The sequence below is a fragment of the Pseudomonas sp. FG-3G genome (assembly GCF_901007645.1).
Taxonomy (GTDB): Bacteria; Pseudomonadota; Gammaproteobacteria; order Pseudomonadales; family Pseudomonadaceae; genus Aquipseudomonas; species Aquipseudomonas rhizophila.
On record NZ_CAAKGZ010000008.1, the window covers coordinates 121,862 to 139,448 of the forward strand.

A 17,587-nucleotide genomic window follows, 5' to 3' on the forward strand; every position below is an offset into this window, starting at 1 on the left:
CCTACAGGGCCAGTGGTCGCGCGTTAGGTTTTGTCCGGCTTGGCCAGCAACGTATACACGCAGGGCAATACGAACAGTGTGAACAACGTGCCAATCGACATCCCGGTGGCGATCACCAAGCCGATGTCGAAGCGGCTCACCGCCCCGGCCCCGGTAGCGAGGATCAATGGCACCATGCCAAATACCGTCGCCGCGGTGGTCATCAGTACGGGACGCAAGCGAATCGATGCGGCTTGCTCCACGGCCTCCCGTGGGGTTAGCCCCTGTTCCCTGCGCAGCTGGTTGGTGAACTCAACGATCAGGATCCCGTGCTTGCTGATCAGGCCGATCAGCGTCACCAGTCCTACCTGGGTGTAAATGTTCATGCTCGACCAGCCGAGGAACAGCGGAATCAAGGCGCCGCAAATCGACAGCGGTACCGTCACCAGAATCACCAGCGGGTCCCGGAAGCTTTCGAACTGGGCGGCCAACACCAGGAAGATGATCGCCAGCGCCAGGGCAAAGGTGACCCACAGCGCGCTGCCTTCCTGAACGAACTGTCGCGACGCCCCTGCGTAGTCGAAAGCGAACCCTACCGGAGCCTCTTCTTGGGCAATCTGGCGGACCGTCTCGATGGCCTCGCCCATACTCACGATGGGAAAACCCGAGATCGTCACCGCGTTGAGTTGCTGGAACTGATTCAACTGCCGTGGTCGCGCCCGATCGCTGACTTTGATCAGCGTCGACAGCGGCAGCAATTCACCCTGGGTATTTTTTACGTAGTAGTTGTTCAACCAGTCCGGATTGTCCCGGAACGGCCGTTCGACCTGGGCGATGACCTTGTAGCTGCGCCCTTCGATGGTAAAACGGTTGATCTCGGCTTCACCCAGCAGGGTGGCGAGTGTGCCGCCCAGGTCTTGCATCGAGACGCCCATCTGGGCGGCCTTGGCACGATCGATGTCCACGACGACTTCGGGTTTGTCGAAAGCCAGGTCAACGTCCATGAAAGCGAACTTGCCGGATTCCAGTGCGCGCTTTTTGACCCGCTCGGCAATCTGCAACAGCGTTGCGTAGTCCTTGGGCGAGTTGATGACGAACGCAAATGGCAAGCCTTCGCCGGTGCCAGGCAGGGAGGGCAGGTTGAAACCGAATATTTGCAGGCCGGGGATGTTCTCCAGCTTGGCCTGGACTTCAGGCAGGATTTCCATCTGGGTGCGGCTGCGTTCGTTCCAGGGTTTGAGCAGGAAGCCGCCGATGCCCGATTGCACGCCGTTGTATCCGTTGATCTGGAACGAGGAGTAGTACTCCGGGAACTCCTTGAAGATGGTGATGAAATGATCGGTGTAGGTGTTCAGGTAGTCGAGGTTGGTCGGCTGCGGGGCATTGGCCATCATGAAGATGATGCCCTGGTCTTCATCGGGGGCCAGCTCGGACTTGGTGAACATGATCAGCACCGGAATCAGCAGCAGCACGATTACCGCGAACACCAGCACCACAGGCCGGGTATTGAGCATGCCGTGAAGCATGCGCTGGTAGCGGTTTTTAAGACGTTCGAAAACCACGTCCAGTCTATGCGCCAGTCCCGAGGGGTTCTCTTCGTGACGCAACAGCAAGGCGCACATCATGGGCGAGAGGGTCAGTGCGACGATCCCGGAAATGACCACCGCGCCGGCGAGCGTCAGCGCGAACTCCTTGAACAGCGCCCCCGTGAGCCCCTTCAACAGACCGATCGGCGCGTACACCGCCGCCAGCGTGATGGTCATCGAGATCACCGGCATAGCGATCTCCCGGGCACCTTCAATTGCAGCGTCGAATGGGCTTTTGCCTTCCTCGATGTGCCGGTGGATGTTTTCCACCACCACGATCGCGTCGTCCACCACCAGACCAATTGCCAGCACCATGGCGAGCAGGGTCAGCAGATTCATCGAGTAGCCCATCAACTGCATGAAGAACATCACGCCAATCATCGACAGTGGGATGGTCACCACCGGGATGGCCACCGAACGCAGGGCGCCCAAGAACAGGAACACCACGACGATGACAATCAGCACCGCCTCGAAGAGGGTTTTGACCACCTCGTCGATGGAAGCCTGGATGAACAGGGTGGCGTCGTAGGCGATCTCGGCCTTGAGGTTGGCCGGCAGTTGGGCCTCCAGATCCGGCATGATCCTGCGCACTTCCTTGATCACGTCCAGCGGGTTCGCGCCGGGGGTGGCCTTGATGCCGATGTACACCGAGGGCGTGCCACCGAAAGAGCTGATGGTGTCGTAGTTCTCGGCGCCCATCTCCACCCGGGCCACATCGCGCAACAGCACGCGGCTGTCGCCATCGGTCTTGAGCGGAATCGCCGCGAAGGCCTCGGCGGACTTGAGTTCGGTGTTGGCGTTGATACTGGTGACCACGTATTCGCCTTTCACCTCACCGGCGGCCGAGAGGAAGTTGTACTGGCGCACGGCATCGGTCACGTCGGCGGCGGTGAGGCCGAAACCGGCAAGCTTGACCGGATCCAGCCACAGGCGCATGGCGAAGACCTGGTTGCCGAGGATCTCCGCTTCGGCCATGCCCGGCAATGTCGCCAGCTTGGGCTGGACCACCCGTGACAGGTAGTCGGTGATCTGCGGGTTGTTCAGTTCCTTACTGAAAAAACTGATGTACATCAGTGCCGAGGCATCGGCGGCCTCGCGGCTGAGCACCGGGTCTTCAGCATCTTGGGGTAGCTGGTTTTTGACTTCGTTGGCCTTGGCCAGCAGCTCGGTAAAAAGTCGGTCGCTGTTGGAACCGATGCGGGCGTAGACCGATATCACCGAGAAATTCTGACGGCTGACCGAGGTCATGTAGTCGATGCCCTCGGCGCTGGCCAGACTCTGTTGCATCGGCTGGGTGATATAGCCCTGGATGGTCTCGGCGTTGGCCCCGGGGTAGGCGGTGGTCACCGTGATCAGGGCGTTCTCCATCTGCGGGTACTGGCGCAGGGGCAGCTTGCTCCAGGCCTGGAAACCCAGCAGCACGATCAACAGGCTGACCACGGTGGCGAGCACCGGACGGCGGATGAACGGATCAGTAAAAGCCATGAGGGTTCCTTGATCAGTCCGCAGGGGGCGGGCTGTTCTGTTCGGTCAGGGTCTTGTCGTCGCTGATGGCGATGGGCGTGCCGTTATCCAGTTTGATCTGGCCGGCGATCACGACCTGTTCGCCGCTCTGCACGCCTTTGGAAACCAGCACGAGCCCGTCGCGTCGCTCACCGGTTTCGACGGATCGCCGTTCGGCGATGAGGATCGGCTGGCCCTTGTCATCTTTCTCGACGGTGCCGTCGTCGGCTTTCTTCTGCGTCACGACGTACATGGAGTTGCCGTAGAGGGTGTAGGTCACGGCGCTTTCCGGCACGACGATGGCGTTGGCCTTGTCCGGCAAGATCACCTGCAGGCTGGCGAACATGCCGGGCAACAGCCTGCCGTCGGGGTTGCCCAGGGTAGCGCGTACCAGCACGTTGCGAGTGCTGTCTTCGATCTTGGGGTTGATCGCGCTGATGGCGCCGACGAAGGTCTGGCCGGGATAGGCCGAGACACTGACGTTGACTGCCTGGCCGACCGCGAGCTTGGGTACCGCTTGCTCGGGGAGGTAGAAATCCACATACAGGCTGCTCAGGTCCTGCAGGGTGGCGATCACCGTGCCGCTGGCCAGATAGTCGCCGACGTCCACCTGGCGAATGCCGATGGTGCCGCTGAACGGCGCAACGATGTGTTTCTTGGCCAGCGAAGCCTTGAGCTGGTTGACTGTGGCCTGGTTCTTTTTCAACTGCGCCGCGAGCCGGTCGAATTCGCCCTTGGAGATCGCCTGGCTGCCCACCAGTTGCCGACCCCGGCCAAAATCCAGTTGCGACAGGTTAAGGTCGGCCACGGCGGTTTCCAGCAGCGCGCTTTCGACGTCACTGTCCAGTTGCACCAGTGGCTGGCCGGCCTTGACCTTTTGCCCCGACTGGAACTGCACCTTCTGCACCGTCCCGGCAATTTCCAGGCTCAGGTCTACGCCTTGCAGTGCGGTGAGGCTGCCGACGGTGGGCAGGCGGGTTTGCCAAGGCTGCTCGACAGCCGTGGCCACGGCGACGCTGACCGGCGGTTTGGGGGCAGAAAACATCTGGATCTGCTGGTAAACGGAGAAACCCTTGTAGCCGGCCAGTAGCAATACCACCAGCAGGACAACACCCAACATGATCAGCATGCGGCGTCGCAGCATGTTCCACTTCCTTGGAAATAAGCCGAGAGAAAATACAGACAGGCGGGCACATTACTCCGAGTACGCGACCGATTCAAAACGATGTTCATCGGTAATGTGTAAGGATTTTTCCTGAAGGCCCGCCGCCCGCTTGTCAGATCAAATGCAAATGGTTGTCCCAGAGCCCTGCGGGCAGATCCAGTGGTTTTGCAACCAGTTGTGCCTGCCGGCAATCGTAAAAGCGGCAACGGCCCTGACCCGATGTCACGACGAAACCGTCGGCCACCGCACCCACACCGGCGCAGTCCGGCAGAGGCGCATCCAGGCGTACTTCGCCGCTGTCCAGGTCCCAGATAAAAAAGCGGTTGCCACGGGGCGCTGTCAGGGCCACCAGGCGCAGGTCGCTGTGTACGGCAACGCTGGCGGTGTAATGACCCATGGCCTGCAATTGATGCTCGGCCACCGGGAATGCCTGGAACGGCTGGCCCGGACGCTTGATTGCCAGCAGCTCGGAGGATTCGTGGGCATCGCCCATGAATTGCTGGCCGCAAACGATGGTGCCGTCGCTGGCGATGCCCATGTGGCGCACGCTGTTCATCGATTGGGCGAGGGTTTCCTTGCTCAGCAGTGTGCCATCGCGCTGCATCAGCACCAGGCTCGGCTCCATGGCATTGAGGTTCATCTCGACGCGGCTTTCGGCCTCGGTGCGAATGCCGCCGTTGGCGACCACCAGCGTTTCGCCGTCGGGCATCCACGACACTTGGTGAGGGCCGATGCCGTGAGTCGACAGTTCGCCGCTGTGCACCAACCGTTCGCCTTCAAAACGGTACACGCCCAGCAGGCCGCGGCCTGGATCGGTCGTGTCGTTCTCGGTGGCGTACAGCCATTCGCCGCTTTTATGAATCACCGCGTGCCCGTAGAAATGCCGGTTCGGCAACGAGGTGAGGGTCTGCAGCAGCGAACCGTCGCGCAGGTCGATCAGGTAGCTTTCGGTGCCTGGGCGACGAGCGACGAACAGCGCAATCGGTTTTGTCGGATGGTCAATGATGTCGTGGCAGCGCTGCTTGACTTGGGTGGCGAACACCCGGCTGCCGTCCAGTCGATAGCCCACGGCGTAGTGCTTGCCGTCGCTATCGTCCCGTGCCGAAAGCAGGAGCGGATGCTTGTCCTGTTGCTTGAACAGCGTCCAGCCGCCCAGGGTAACGGCGCCGAGCAGCAGGCTGCCCAGTGCCAGAGCCTGACGTCGAAACATGATCAGTCACCGTCGTTGGCATTGAAGCCCAATTGAATGCCCAGCGCCTTGGCCAGTTCGCCTTCGTGCAGGCGATGGACAACGTTGAGGCTGTCGTACAGTTCGTTGAGTTGCTGGCGTCCGGCGTCGTCAGCGAGCATTTCGACCAGCGAGCGCTGGCTGTCGGCGAACAGTTTCAACGAGGTGTCGTAGGCCGCGTCGATCTTGTCGGCCAAGGGTTTCTGCTCGCTTGGCAACAGGCTGCGCAGGCCCTTGTTGTCCACGCCGACCCAGACGGTCCTGGCCGCGCTCAGGCTGGCTTGCAGGCCTTGCAGCGACGACTGGCTGCGCCAGGCATCGGCCTGGAACGGTTGTGGTACGCCCTTGCTCTGGCGGCCCATCGGCGTGCCGAGTTTCTTTTTCAAGGTGTCCAGGGCGGTGACCTGGACCCGCAGCAAATCGGCGATCGCTTCGTGGGAATCGGCGTAGCGCTCGTTCGGAAACTTGCTCATCTGGGCGAGCATGCCGTCGTTGGTATTCCAGCGCGACAGGATATCTTCGGCCAATTGCTTCTGACGTTCGCCAATGGCGATCAGCAGCGGGCAGTACTTGGCTTTTTGCGCGCTGTCGGCCATGTCGATCCTGGCGTCGAACAGCAGGTACTCATAGGCGGAGAGGCCTTGGACCACAACGCTGGACTTGGCCAGACCGGCAACGTCGATCTGCGGCTGGTTATTGACCAGTTGCTCGACCTGACGGCCCACCAGGTTTTTCTTGTCCGGCCAGAACTGCACCTGCCAGGCGCGATTGCCCTCGGCCAACGGGCCGATCAGCAGTGGTTGCAACTCGGCCCAGGCTTTTTGTGCCTTGAGAAAGTCGGCGCGGGCGGTCTCCAGGTTTTCCTTGCCCTGGCAGAAGGCCAGGGCGCTGGTTGCCAGTTGCCGGTCAGCTTCGACCCAGCGGCTGTAGGTGGGCAGGATCACTTGCTTGGCGATGGCCGCTGAGGTGACCGCTTGCGGATCCTGGGGCGAGCACGCGCCGAGGACGATGGCGGCGAGGCTGGTAAACAACAACTTGGGACGGAACATGTCGGGCTCCCGTTTTTCGGAGAATGCGATTAAAGGGAATTCAGGAACGCCAGCAACGCAGCGCGTTGCTCGGCATTGAACGCTAGAACTTGTCGCTGCGCCGCTTGCGCTTCGCCGCCATGCCATAGCACGGCTTCGAGCAGGTTGCGCGCGCGACCGTCGTGCAAGAACTGGGTGTGACCACCGACGGCTTCGGTCAGACCGATGCCCCACAGCGGTGGGGTCCGCCAGTCGCGGCCGCTGGCCTTGAATTCGCTGCGGTTGTCGGCCAGGCCTTCGCCCATGTCGTGCAACAGCAGATCGGTGTAGGGGCGAATGACCTGATTCGCCAGTTCCGGTTCGGCAGCGTTGGCGGACGTGGTGTACTTCGGGGTGTGGCACGACTGGCAGCCGGCCTGGAAAAACAGATTCTTGCCGGCCAGCACCTGGGGCGAGTTCACCTCGCGACGGGCCGGTACGGCGAGGTTGCGGCTGTAGAACAGCACCAGGCGCAGAATGTTGTCGCTGACTTCCGGCTCGCCATCGGCGCCGTTGCCGTTCGGGGCGCGCTTGCAGTCGACCTGGGCCTGGGTGCAATCGTCGAAGGGGCGCAGGCTTGTCGTCAGGCCCATGTCACCGGAAAAGGCGTGGACGTTCTGCTGATTGAGGTTCGGCTGGCCGGCCTTCCAGCCGAAACGCCCCAATACGGTCTTTTGCTGGACATCGTCCCAGACCTGGTTCGGCCGGCCGACGATACCGTTGTTCTCCCGCGCCTGGGCTTGGGCGTTGGCCAGGATAGCTTCATCGGGAATCGCTTCGAGCAGCCCCAGGCCGATCATCGGCGGTGCGACGCGGGCCGAAAAGCGTGTGTCGGGGTGCATCGGGCCATAGCCCAGTTGGGTGATCTGCAGTTGCGGCTTGCGCAGTTCTACGACGGTGCCGTCGTCGAAGCGCACCGGGACTGGCGTGTAATCGACCCGCACCTTGCCTTCGGGGACAACGCCGGGCACGGACATGTCCTGCAATTGCCCGCCATAGGTCGGCTCCGGCACCACCCCCAGTTGTTCAATGACCTTGGCGTAGGCCGGGGCATCGGGAATCGACAGGCGCACCAGCATCGACACCGCGCTGGCCGCGTCCGGTGCCGGCGGATGGCCGCGACCGTCCTTGACGTGACAGTTCTGGCAGGCGTTGGTATTGAACAATGGCCCCAGACCGTCCCGTGCGGTGGTGGTCGAGGGCGCGATCACCCAGGGGCTACGGAAAAAACTGTTGCCCACGGCGAAGTCCACGCGCCGCGAAGGTGGCAGGTTGGCCGAGGGCAGGGAAAAGGCGTTCTGATCACTCTTGCGTACCGTCGCAGCGCCACCGGACCGGGCTTCGCCGGGTTCGGCCTGGGTAAAACGCGGGGCGTCATCGCAGGCACTCAGGCCCAGGGCCATGAACAGAGCGCATAAGCGAAGAGGCAACGACGGCATCGGACTTCCTGGAAGAGGAGTGAAACGAGGGCGCAAAGTCTAACAGGGCGCAGGGGTTTGAATAAGAGGAATTATCGTTTGGTTTGATGCGGGGGCAGTTCGGTCTGTGGGAGCAAAGCTTGCTTGCGATAGAGGCGCGTCGATTTCTGAAACATCGCGTCGCGTCCATCGCGGGCAAGCCTTGCTCCCACCATGCGCAGGCTTAGGGCTGAACGACCGCCCCCGGCACCAACGGCAGTTCCAGACTCGCGATGAACCCGCCCTCGGGGTGATTGGCCAACACCAGCGCGCCGCCATGACGCTCGGCGGCGCGGCGGGCGATGGCCAGGCCCAGGCCATGGCCGGCGGCGGTCTGGCCGGGGGCGCGGTAGAACGGTTCGCCCAACTGGCCCAGGTGTTCGGCCTCCACCCCCGGTCCGTGATCGCGCACGCTGACCATGATCCGCTCTCCTTGGCGCAGCGCGCGGACTTCGATCGGTTGACCGACCGGATTGAAACGCTGGGCGTTGCGCAGCAGGTTATCCAGGGCCCGTTCAATCATGGTCGGCCAACCTTTGAGGGTCAGGTTCGGTTCAACGTCCAATTGCACGCTTTGTTCTGGAGAGGCCAGCTGTGTGTCTTTTTGCAGGGTAACCAGCAGATCGTTGAGGTCCACCTCTTCAGCGCTGGCGTTGTCGGCATCGACCCGGGCCAACACCAGGATTTCGCTGATCAGCGCTTCCAGGCGATCACATTCGCGGGTCAGGCGCGGCCAGAGCTTTTCCCGCTCCTCGGGGCTGGCCCGTTCCGCCAGCGCCAGGGCAATGCGCAGTCGGGCCAAGGGCGAGCGCAATTCGTGGGACACATCCCGCAGTAATTGGCGCTGGCTGGCGATCAGGCTTTGCAGGCGCGCGCCCATGCGGTTGAAGTCGGTGGCCAGCACACCAAATTCATCCCGGCGATTGGCCAGTTTGGCGAGGCTGTTTTGCTGGTAGGTGGTCTGCCCCAAATCATGCACTGCACCGCGCAGGCGGCTCAACGGACGGGTAATGGACAGGGTCACCAACAGGCTGAACAACGTCAGCACCACCAACGCGATCCCCAGCGCACTCAGAGGCCAGAGCAGGCTGCCGCGATGCCAGGCATCCAGTTCGGGGTGGGGTATGCGGTAGATGAACAGGTAAGTGTCGCCGGTTTTGGCGCTGGTGAACTCGTCGGTCAAGCGCCGCCAGGGCAGGCGTCGGTCGTTGTCGTTCTGTCGCGCTTCGAAGGCCTGTGCTCGACGCGGGAAAGTGCCGCGTACCACTGGGGCACCGCTCTCGTTAAGCACCTGGACGTTGATGTGATACTGATGCTTGCGCTGTTGCAGGATCTGTTCGGCGGCGTCTTCGCCCTGGCTTTCGAAGGTTTGCGTCCACTCTTCGGCCAGGGTGTTGAGGCCCGGATGGCGGCTGAGGATCCAGGCGTCCTGGTTCAGCATGTGGCCCAGCAGAATCGAAAGCCCTGCAACCAGGGCGATGGCCAGCCAGAAACTGGCCAGGATGCGCCAAAACAGTGAACGCACGATCAATCCTCGAAAACAAAGAAAGCCCAACGGCGATTGGCCGTTGGGCTGGGGTGCTTCAGCGCATTATTGCGCCTTTTGCGGTTGTTGCGCTTTCCAGGCCTTGAACTCGGCCCACTCGGCCCGACGCTCGGCCTGCTTCTTCTGAATGGCGTCAAACTCTTTTTGCTGCTCAGGCTTCAACAACCCACGGATCTGGGCGTCGACTTTTTCGTGCCGGGCCGCCATTTCATCTTTCATGGCTTTCTGATCGGCTGGCGACAGTTTGGCCAGGTACTTTTCTACCAGTTCGCGGCGCTCGTGGCGCTGTTCGCCCATGATCTTGCGGATCTGCTGGCGTTGTTCGCGGCTCAGGTCCAATTGGCTGTACGGACCTTTGTCGTGCATCTGGCCGCCATGACGCGGGCCATCCATCGGGCCCATTGGTCCCATCGGGCCGGCGCCTTCAGGCATGGCCATCGCGACGGTAGGCAGGGCAGCAGCGAACATCAGAGCGATGAGGGTCTTGCGCATGGTGTATCTCCTTGTCTCGTTCCCGGTCAGTTCCGGATGAGTGCAGGTTACGCAGATCAAGGTCAGCGGCGGTCAGGGGTGGGTAAAGCTTGGGTAAAGACGTTTTGATGCAGGCCTGACAAATCTGCAGGACCGAGCGCAAAGCCCTGTGGGGGCAAGGCTTGCCCGCCATGAAGATAACGCGGTCTCTAAGGGAACCGAGGCGCCTGCATCGCGAGCGATGCTTTGCGCCCACAGCCCAGCGGCGCAGCGCTTAAAGGCTGTAGTAATAACCCCGGCTACGCAGAGCCACGATGCGTGGGCGACCGTCGGCGTGCGGGCCGATTTTCTTGCGCAGGTTGCTTACGTGCATATCGAGGCTACGGTCGTACAGGGTCAGCTTGCGTCCCAGGGCGATCTGCGCCAGTTCCTGCTTGTCCAGTGGCTCGCCCGGCTGCTTGAGCAGCGCTTCGAGCAGGCGGCTTTCGGAAACAGTGAGGGTCTGCTCCTGCTCATCGATGCTGACCACGCCTCGCACCGGGCTGAAGGTCAGGTCGCCCAGTTCGATCTGGCTGGACACCGCCGTCGGATGACTGCGGCGCAAGACCGCGCGCAGGCGGGCGGTCAGTTCCCGTGGATCGCAGGGTTTTGCCAGGTAATCGTCGGCCCCCAGTTCCAGGCCCAGGATGCGATCCAGCGGTTCGCCACGGGCCGAGAGCATCAGCACCGGCAGCTCCGGATGATCGTTGCGCAACTGCTTGAGCAGTTCCAGGCCGCTGCCGTCGGGCAGCATCACATCCAGCACCACCGCCGCCGGGGCGGTTTCGGCCAAGGCCTTGCGGGCGCTATGGCCATCGTGACAGGCCCGGACCAGAAAACCTTCCTGACCCAGCCAACTGCCGAGGAGCTCACACAGCTCCTGGTCATCATCAATCAGTAACAGCTCGCTCATGACTCACTCAATTTAGCCATTGCCGACGTTGTCTACGTCCACCGCTGGCAAAGATACCGCAGAGCAGGGCCAATAGCGCTACCCCGGCACCAATGACGAACCACTGCTGCTGATCGGTCAGCAGGCGTGGCAGGGGGCTGGCCTGGGCTTCCTTGAGTTGCAGCTTCAGACGCTGGTTCTCCTGGCGCAATCGACTCACCAGCGCGCTCTCGCGTTCGCTGTTGGCGTTTTGCAGTTGCTGGGTCAGTTCCTCGCGCATGCGTTCGCTGTTTTTCAAGCGTTGCTGCAATTCGGTGATCTGACTGCCTGCGCTCAAGGACAAGGGCGTCGAATGACTGCCGTCGGTGCTTTCTTCCCCATGGGCGGGAGCCCCGATCACCATCATGACCCCTAACAGGCACAGCGGACCTTTGCGCATTGCAACTCCTGAATTCCAATCGAGATTAGACAGGTTGTCGGCAGGTAAACGAGAACAATGAGCGATTGAGCGCAATGAGCCGCGAAGGCTCATCACGCATCGGGATGTTAAGGCAGGACTTGCTTGAACGGCTTGACCACGACATTGGCGTAGACACCGGCGGCCACGAACGGATCGGCTTCGGCCCAGGCTTGCGCCGCGGCCAGGGAATCGAATTCGGCGACGATCAGGCTGCCGGAGAAACCCGCCGCGCCGGGGTCGTTGCTGTCCACCGCCGGGTGCGGGCCCGCCAGTACGACGCGGCCTTGGGCCTTGAGCTGTTGCAGGCGCTCAAGGTGTTCAGGGCGAGCGGCCAGGCGTTTTTCCAGGGAATTGGCGACGTCGGTGGCAATGATTGCGTAGAGCATGTCAGTCCTCGGTTTTTGGCGTGGTGGTATCGGCATCGTGCAGATGACGGGACAGGTAGATGCCCTGGCCAATCAGGAACAGCAGCGTCATGCCCAGGCTGCCGAAGACCTTGAAGTCGACCCAGTAGCTCTGGAAGGTGAACGCGACGAACAGGTTGGCGGCGCCGCAGAACAGGAAAAAGCCGATCCAGGCGATGTTGAGCCGGGTCCAGATGACGTCCGGCAGGTTCAAGGCGTGGCCCATGATGCGCTTGATCAGCAGGCGATCGCCGACGAAGTGACTGCCGATGAACGCCAGGGCGAACAGCCAGTTGACCACCGGGGCTTTCCACTTAAGGAAAGTTTCGCTGTGGAAGGCCAGGGTCAGGCTGCCGAAGACGAGGCAGGCGATCAGGGTCAGCCACTGGCTTTTCTCCAGCTTGCGTTGGGCCACGAACAGGGCGCCATAGACCACCAGCGAACTGATGATCAGCATCGCGGTGGCGCTGTAGATACCGCCTACAGTCAAGGAGTGACCGGCAATGTCGACGGTCCGTGGGTCAAGTTTGTAGACGATGAAAAACAGCAGAAGCGGGATGAAGTCGATGAATTGTTTCACAGTGGCAGCCAGAAGCAGGATGTGGCGGCATAATAACAAACATCCTTGGCCGCGATAGGGCCAGCTGATTTGAGGTAACAAACTCTCGTGAATGTTGATTTGCACTGCCATAGCACGGCCTCCGATGGCGCCCTGGCGCCTGCGGTTCTGGTGGCGCGGGCGTTCGAGCACGGCGTGCGAGTCCTGGCCCTGACCGATCATGACACCCTCGAAGGCCTGGACGAGGCCCGTAGCGCGGCGACGACGCTGGGCATGCAACTGGTCAACGGGGTCGAGTTGTCCTGCACCTGGGGCGGCGCGACTATTCACGTGCTGGGTTACGGTTTTGATGTAAATGCGCCGTCACTGGTCCAGGCCATTGCGCAACTGCACGACGGCCGCTGGCTGCGTGCCGAAGAGATCAGCCGCAAGCTTGCGCTAAAGGGCATGCCTGGTGCGCTTGAGGGCGCCCGGCAGATCCAGCAGGAACTGGGCGACAGTGGCAACGCCCCGGCCCGTCCGCACTTCGCGGACTGGATGGTGCGCGAAGGTTTCGTCAAGGACCGCGCCGAAGCGTTTCGCAAATGGCTGGGAGCCGGCAAGCTCGGGGACGTCAAGCAACACTGGCCGACCCTGGAAGAGACCGTCCAAACCCTGCGATCCGCCGGAGCCTGGGTCAGCCTGGCGCATCCGTGGCACTATGATTTCACCCGCAGCAAGCGCCGCCGCCTGGTGGCCGACTATATTCAAGCAGGGGGCCACGCCATCGAAGTGGTCAATGGCCATCAGCCTGCCGAGCAGGTCGGCAGCCTGGCGATTCTGGCCCGTGAGTTCGGCCTGCTGGTGACCGCCGGCAGTGATTTTCATGGCCCTGGAGGCTGGTCCGAGATAGGCGAATATCGCCCGTTGCCGGAAGATCTGCCACCACTATGGTGTAGATTCAAACATGATCCCGTTACCGCCACCGTCTGAACAGGTAGAACACGTGAGTCAATTTTTCCAGATTCATCCGGAAAACCCGCAAGCGCGCCTGATCAAACAGGCGGTGGAAATCATTCGGGGCGGTGGTGTGGTGGTCTATCCCACCGATTCCTCCTACGCCATCGGCTGTCAGATCGGCGACAAGAACGCTGTAGAGCGGGTAAGACGCCTGCGTCAGCTGGATGACAAGCACAACTTTGCGCTGATCTGCAGCGACCTGTCGCAGTTGGGCCTGTTCGCCAAGATCGACACCGGCACCTTCCGCCTGCTCAAAGCCCACCTCCCTGGGCCTTACACCTTTATTCTCAACGCCACCCGGGAAGTCCCGCGGCTGTTGTTGCACCCGAAAAAACGCACCATCGGCCTGCGGGTGCCCAGCCACCCCATTGCCCTGGCGTTGCTGGCCGAGCTGGGTGAACCGCTGATGAGCGTGACCTTGATCATGCCCGGCGAGACGGAGCCGATGAATGACCCTTACGAGATGCGCCAATTGCTCGAGCATCAGGTCGACCTGATCATCGACGGCGGTTTCGGCGGGATGAAGGCGTCCACGGTGATCAACCTGGCCGATGGCGAGCCGCAAGTGGTGCGTATCGGTTGCGGCGATCCAGCCCCGTTCCTGGTCGAGGCCTGAGTGTCCGCAGTGGAAGCCGCCGTTAAGAGTGCCGACAGCCAGGCCGGCGCTCAGCAAGAGCTGCCGTTCGCCATGGTCTATGGCCAGGCGGTCATGGAAATGCCCCTGGACCTGTACATTCCGCCGGATGCGCTGGAGGTATTCCTTGAAGCCTTCGAAGGCCCGCTGGACCTGCTGCTGTACCTGATCCGCAAACAGAACATCAACATCCTCGACATCCCCGTGGCGGAAATCACCCGCCAGTACATGGGCTACGTCGAGCTGATGCAGTCGGTGCGCCTGGAACTGGCGGCCGAATACCTGGTAATGGCGGCCATGCTCGCCGAGATCAAGTCGCGAATGCTGCTGCCACGCTCGGCAGAGATCGAGGAGGAGGAAGACGATCCGCGCGCCGAACTGATCCGCCGCCTGCAGGAATACGAACGCTTCAAGGTGGCGGCCGAAGGCATCGATGGCTTGAGCCGGGTCGGGCGCGATGTGGTGGTGCCCAAGCTCGATGCGCCCGAGGCGCGAGCACGTAAATTGCTCCCGGATGTCAGCCTCGAAGAGTTGCTGATGTCCATGGCCGAGGTGCTGCGCCGGGGCGACATGTTTGAAAGTCACCAGGTCAGCCGCGAAGCACTGTCCACCCGCGAGCGCATGAGCGATGTGCTGGAGCGGCTCAAGGGCGGCGGCTTTGTGCCCTTCGTCGAGCTGTTCACCGCCGAGGAAGGGCGGCTAGGCGTGGTGGTGACGTTTATGGCGGTCCTGGAATTGGTCAAGGAATCCTTGGTCGAGCTGGTGCAGAATGAGCCGTTCGCAGCGATCCACGTGCGGGCACGAGCCGAATAACGAGCAAATCAATGAATCTGACTGAACCCCGCGAGCTGGCGCCGTTGCTTGAAGCTTTCCTGTTGGCCTCAGGAAAACCGCAATCGATGGAGCGCTTGTTCGAACTCTTCGAAGAAGGCGAGCGGCCCGAGCCGGCCGTGTTCAAGAAAGCCCTGGTGCTGCTGGGTAAGTCCTGCGAGGGGCGGGCGTTCGAACTCAAGGAAGTGGCTTCCGGCTACCGCCTGCAGATCCGCGAGAAATTTTCGCCCTGGGTCGGGCGTCTGTGGGAAGAGCGGCCTCAGCGCTATTCCCGTGCCATGCTCGAAACCATGGCATTGATCGCTTATCGCCAACCGATCACCCGAGGTGAAATCGAAGATGTGCGGGGCGTGGCGGTCAACAGCCACATCGTCAAGACGCTGCTTGAGCGCGAGTGGATCCGGGTCGTCGGCTATCGCGACGTGCCGGGTAAACCGGCGATGTTTGCCACCACCAAGGCCTTTCTCGATCACTTCAACCTCAAGAACCTTGACGACCTGCCGCCGTTGGCCGAACTGCGGGAGCTGGAACCCGAGCCGATGCTGGAGTTCGACGACGCCCCCGTGCCCCAAAGCTTGCAGGAGCTGGCCGACGCCAGCGCCGAGCCGGAGGAACCCAAGGAAGAAACCAGTTTCCATTCGTTGTTGCTGGAACTGGACACCATGGAAGAGGGGCTCAAGACCGATTTCGACGATCTGCTGCGTGAGGCAACGGAGCTTGACGGCGAAACGGATGAGCCCGCGCAACCGGGCAGCGAAGTTGAACTTCAGGCCGAACCTGACCCCGAACCAGAAGAAGACATTCTTGGCGTAGCCGCGGCCCGGGAAAAACTGCTGGCCGCCGTCGCCGCCCTCGAACCACGCGAACCCGAGCCTGAGCTCAGCGATGAAGAAGCCGAAGCCCGCGCCCTGGCCGAAGCGATTGAAAACGAACGACGCCAGTTCGATGATTGATCACGGCTGACACAGCGCCGCCCCATTGTGGGAGCGAGCCTGCTCGCGATGGCGGTCTGTCAGCCAACATCATTTTTGAAGGTGAAATCGCTATCGCGAGCAGGCTCGCTCCAACATTAAGTCATGCGGTGCACCATGAGTTCCACCAAAGACCCCTGCATCAGCCTCTGCAAGTTCGACGACGACATCTGCATCGGCTGTGGCCGCAGCAAGCGCGAGATCAAGGCCTGGAAGAAACTCGACAAGGATGACAAGCGCACGGTGTTGGCCGAAGCGGCCTTGCGCCTGATCAAACTGGGCGCCACCGGTCGGCGGAAAAAGCGCTGAAGGTTCGTCGATCAGCTAGTCTCTGATGCGCAAATGCCTTAACGAGCGTATGATTCGCGACCCTTTGGCGATCCCTTCGTCATAGACCCGTTTTCAAAGTGTCAGGCCACGCCTGACCCGACCACACCGGGAGGTGCCCAGAATGAAAGACCAAGACCAGAACGACAGCCAGGAAATCGGCCCAGCAGGCGAGAAACTGCAAAAAGTCCTCGCCCGTATCGGCGTCGGCTCGCGCCGCGACGTGGAAACCTGGATCACCCAGGGCCGGATCAAGGTCAACGGCAAAGATGCCACCTTGGGCCTGCGTGTCGACATGCATGACGCCATCACCATCGATGGCAAGGTGATCAAGCGCGAAGAGGCCGCCGAAACGGTGCGCCGCGTGATCATGTACAACAAACCCGACGGCGAGATCTGCACCCGTGACGACCCGGAAGGCCGTCCGACCGTGTTCGACAAAATGCCGCGTCCGAAAGAAGGCCGCTGGATCAACATCGGTCGCCTGGACATCAACACCACCGGTTTGCTGATGTTCACCACCGACGGTGAGCTGGCCAACCGCTTGATGCACCCGTCCTACGAGATGGACCGCGAATACGCCGTGCGTGTACGTGGTGAAGTCGACGACGAAATGATCGAGCGCCTGAAGGCCGGCGTTGTGCTGGAAGACGGCCCGGCGCGTTTCACCGACATCAAGCAGGCGCCCGGTGGTGAAGGCTTCAACCATTGGTACCACTGCGTGGTGATGGAAGGCCGTAACCGTGAAGTACGGCGCTTGTGGGAATCCCAGGGGCTGGTGGTCAGCCGCCTCAAGCGCGTGCGTTTCGGCCCGGTGTTCCTCAACTCCGACCTGCCGATGGGTCGCTGGCGCGAAATGAGCCAGTACGAAGTCGACATCCTGGCGGCCGAAGTCGGCCTCAAGCCGGTAGCGATGCCGCAGATGACCGCCAAGAGCAAGGACAAGCTGGAGCGCATGCAGCGTAAATCCTCGCGTCCGATGGGCAAGACCGAGCGCGTGCGTACGCTGCGTCCTGCCGCTGATGGCCCGGCCGCAGGTCCGCGTCCGTCGCGCGAGCCGCAGATCGAAGGCGAACGCCCGGCCCGCAAGCCTGCGCCACGTCAGGACGGCGAACGCGGCCCGCGCACGCCACGCCCGGCCAACGGTCGTACCGAGCGCGGCGAAGGTCGCGGTGCTCCGGCCGGTCGTGGTACGCCGGTAGCGGATCGCCCGGCCGACACCAAGCGTCCGGCCAAACCCGCAGCGAAAAAGCGCCCGGGCATCGTCCTGGTCGACCGCGACACGCCATCGGGCAAACGTCGCGGTGCCCCAGCGGGTTCGGGGCAGCGTCCGGGGTTTGGGCGTCGTAAGCCGGAGTGAGGCAGTTGTGAGGTTCTAGCTGCAAGAAAAAACGCCAACCCCTTGTGGTTGGCGTTCTTTTTGGCTTGGTTTTAGTGATGCGGTACAGATAGTCCGCCATCGCGAGCAA

Annotated in this window: 17 protein-coding genes; 6 read left to right on the forward strand and 11 right to left on the reverse strand. The window is 61.9% G+C overall.

What is annotated here, in order from left to right; genetic code table 11:
* Nucleotides 1–23 precede the first annotated feature (23 nt).
* The 11 genes from PSEUDOMOFG3G_RS04445 to PSEUDOMOFG3G_RS04495 all read right to left on the reverse strand — a co-directional run bounded on the left by PSEUDOMOFG3G_RS04445 (nt 24) and on the right by PSEUDOMOFG3G_RS04495 (nt 12,377).
* Nucleotides 24–3,050, reverse strand: a complete 3,027-nt coding sequence (locus PSEUDOMOFG3G_RS04445) for a multidrug efflux RND transporter permease subunit (protein ID WP_139049327.1) — start codon at nt 3,048–3,050, stop codon at nt 24–26.
* A gap of 13 nt (nt 3,051–3,063) precedes the next feature.
* Nucleotides 3,064–4,212, reverse strand: coding sequence for an efflux RND transporter periplasmic adaptor subunit (locus tag PSEUDOMOFG3G_RS04450; protein ID WP_139049328.1), 1,149 nt, complete (start codon nt 4,210–4,212; stop codon nt 3,064–3,066).
* A gap of 133 nt (nt 4,213–4,345) precedes the next feature.
* Nucleotides 4,346–5,443: a DUF1513 domain-containing protein gene (locus PSEUDOMOFG3G_RS04455; protein WP_047226991.1), complete on the reverse strand. Its 1,098-nt coding sequence runs from the start codon at nt 5,441–5,443 to the stop codon at nt 4,346–4,348.
* 2 nt (nt 5,444–5,445) lie between these two features.
* The gene (locus tag PSEUDOMOFG3G_RS04460; RefSeq protein WP_047226990.1) at nt 5,446–6,510 is read right to left on the reverse strand and encodes an imelysin family protein; all 1,065 of its coding nucleotides are present in this window, start codon (nt 6,508–6,510) and stop codon (nt 5,446–5,448) included.
* A gap of 29 nt (nt 6,511–6,539) precedes the next feature.
* Nucleotides 6,540–7,967, reverse strand: coding sequence for a di-heme oxidoredictase family protein (locus PSEUDOMOFG3G_RS04465; protein ID WP_139049329.1), 1,428 nt, complete (start codon nt 7,965–7,967; stop codon nt 6,540–6,542).
* Between the two features lie 202 nt (nt 7,968–8,169).
* A complete protein-coding gene (locus PSEUDOMOFG3G_RS04470; protein WP_139049330.1) occupies nt 8,170–9,510 on the reverse strand; it encodes a HAMP domain-containing sensor histidine kinase in 1,341 nt (446 codons plus the stop codon).
* Nucleotides 9,511–9,576: 66 nt separating this feature from the next.
* Complete coding sequence (locus PSEUDOMOFG3G_RS04475; RefSeq protein WP_047226986.1) at nt 9,577–10,023, reverse strand: Spy/CpxP family protein refolding chaperone; 447 nt, start codon at nt 10,021–10,023, stop codon at nt 9,577–9,579.
* Between the two features lie 253 nt (nt 10,024–10,276).
* Nucleotides 10,277–10,954, reverse strand: a complete 678-nt coding sequence (locus tag PSEUDOMOFG3G_RS04480; RefSeq protein ID WP_047226985.1) for a response regulator transcription factor — start codon at nt 10,952–10,954, stop codon at nt 10,277–10,279.
* Between the two features lie 7 nt (nt 10,955–10,961).
* Nucleotides 10,962–11,372: a translation initiation factor 2 gene (locus PSEUDOMOFG3G_RS04485; RefSeq protein WP_139049331.1), complete on the reverse strand. Its 411-nt coding sequence runs from the start codon at nt 11,370–11,372 to the stop codon at nt 10,962–10,964.
* A gap of 107 nt (nt 11,373–11,479) precedes the next feature.
* On the reverse strand, nt 11,480–11,779 hold the full coding sequence (locus PSEUDOMOFG3G_RS04490) for a YciI family protein (RefSeq protein WP_092393095.1): 300 nt from the start codon (nt 11,777–11,779) through the stop codon (nt 11,480–11,482).
* 1 nt (nt 11,780) lies between these two features.
* Complete coding sequence (locus PSEUDOMOFG3G_RS04495) at nt 11,781–12,377, reverse strand: septation protein A (RefSeq protein ID WP_047227122.1); 597 nt, start codon at nt 12,375–12,377, stop codon at nt 11,781–11,783.
* A gap of 87 nt (nt 12,378–12,464) precedes the next feature.
* Here PSEUDOMOFG3G_RS04495 and PSEUDOMOFG3G_RS04500 point away from each other — a divergent pair, with 87 nt between their 5' ends.
* From PSEUDOMOFG3G_RS04500 to rluB, 6 genes are all read left to right on the forward strand, one after another.
* Complete coding sequence (locus tag PSEUDOMOFG3G_RS04500; RefSeq protein ID WP_139049332.1) at nt 12,465–13,328, forward strand: PHP domain-containing protein; 864 nt, start codon at nt 12,465–12,467, stop codon at nt 13,326–13,328.
* 13 nt (nt 13,329–13,341) lie between these two features.
* The gene (locus tag PSEUDOMOFG3G_RS04505) at nt 13,342–13,971 is read left to right on the forward strand and encodes an L-threonylcarbamoyladenylate synthase (RefSeq protein ID WP_047226981.1); all 630 of its coding nucleotides are present in this window, start codon (nt 13,342–13,344) and stop codon (nt 13,969–13,971) included.
* 132 nt (nt 13,972–14,103) lie between these two features.
* On the forward strand, nt 14,104–14,802 hold the full coding sequence (locus PSEUDOMOFG3G_RS04510; protein ID WP_160893268.1) for a ScpA family protein: 699 nt from the start codon (nt 14,104–14,106) through the stop codon (nt 14,800–14,802).
* 11 nt (nt 14,803–14,813) lie between these two features.
* Nucleotides 14,814–15,773: an SMC-Scp complex subunit ScpB gene (gene scpB, locus PSEUDOMOFG3G_RS04515; protein WP_139049333.1), complete on the forward strand. Its 960-nt coding sequence runs from the start codon at nt 14,814–14,816 to the stop codon at nt 15,771–15,773.
* 135 nt (nt 15,774–15,908) lie between these two features.
* The gene (locus PSEUDOMOFG3G_RS04520; RefSeq protein ID WP_047226978.1) at nt 15,909–16,100 is read left to right on the forward strand and encodes a DUF1289 domain-containing protein; all 192 of its coding nucleotides are present in this window, start codon (nt 15,909–15,911) and stop codon (nt 16,098–16,100) included.
* Between the two features lie 142 nt (nt 16,101–16,242).
* Nucleotides 16,243–17,478, forward strand: coding sequence for a 23S rRNA pseudouridine(2605) synthase RluB (rluB, locus tag PSEUDOMOFG3G_RS04525; RefSeq protein WP_047226977.1), 1,236 nt, complete (start codon nt 16,243–16,245; stop codon nt 17,476–17,478).
* Nucleotides 17,479–17,587: the final 109 nt, after the last annotated feature.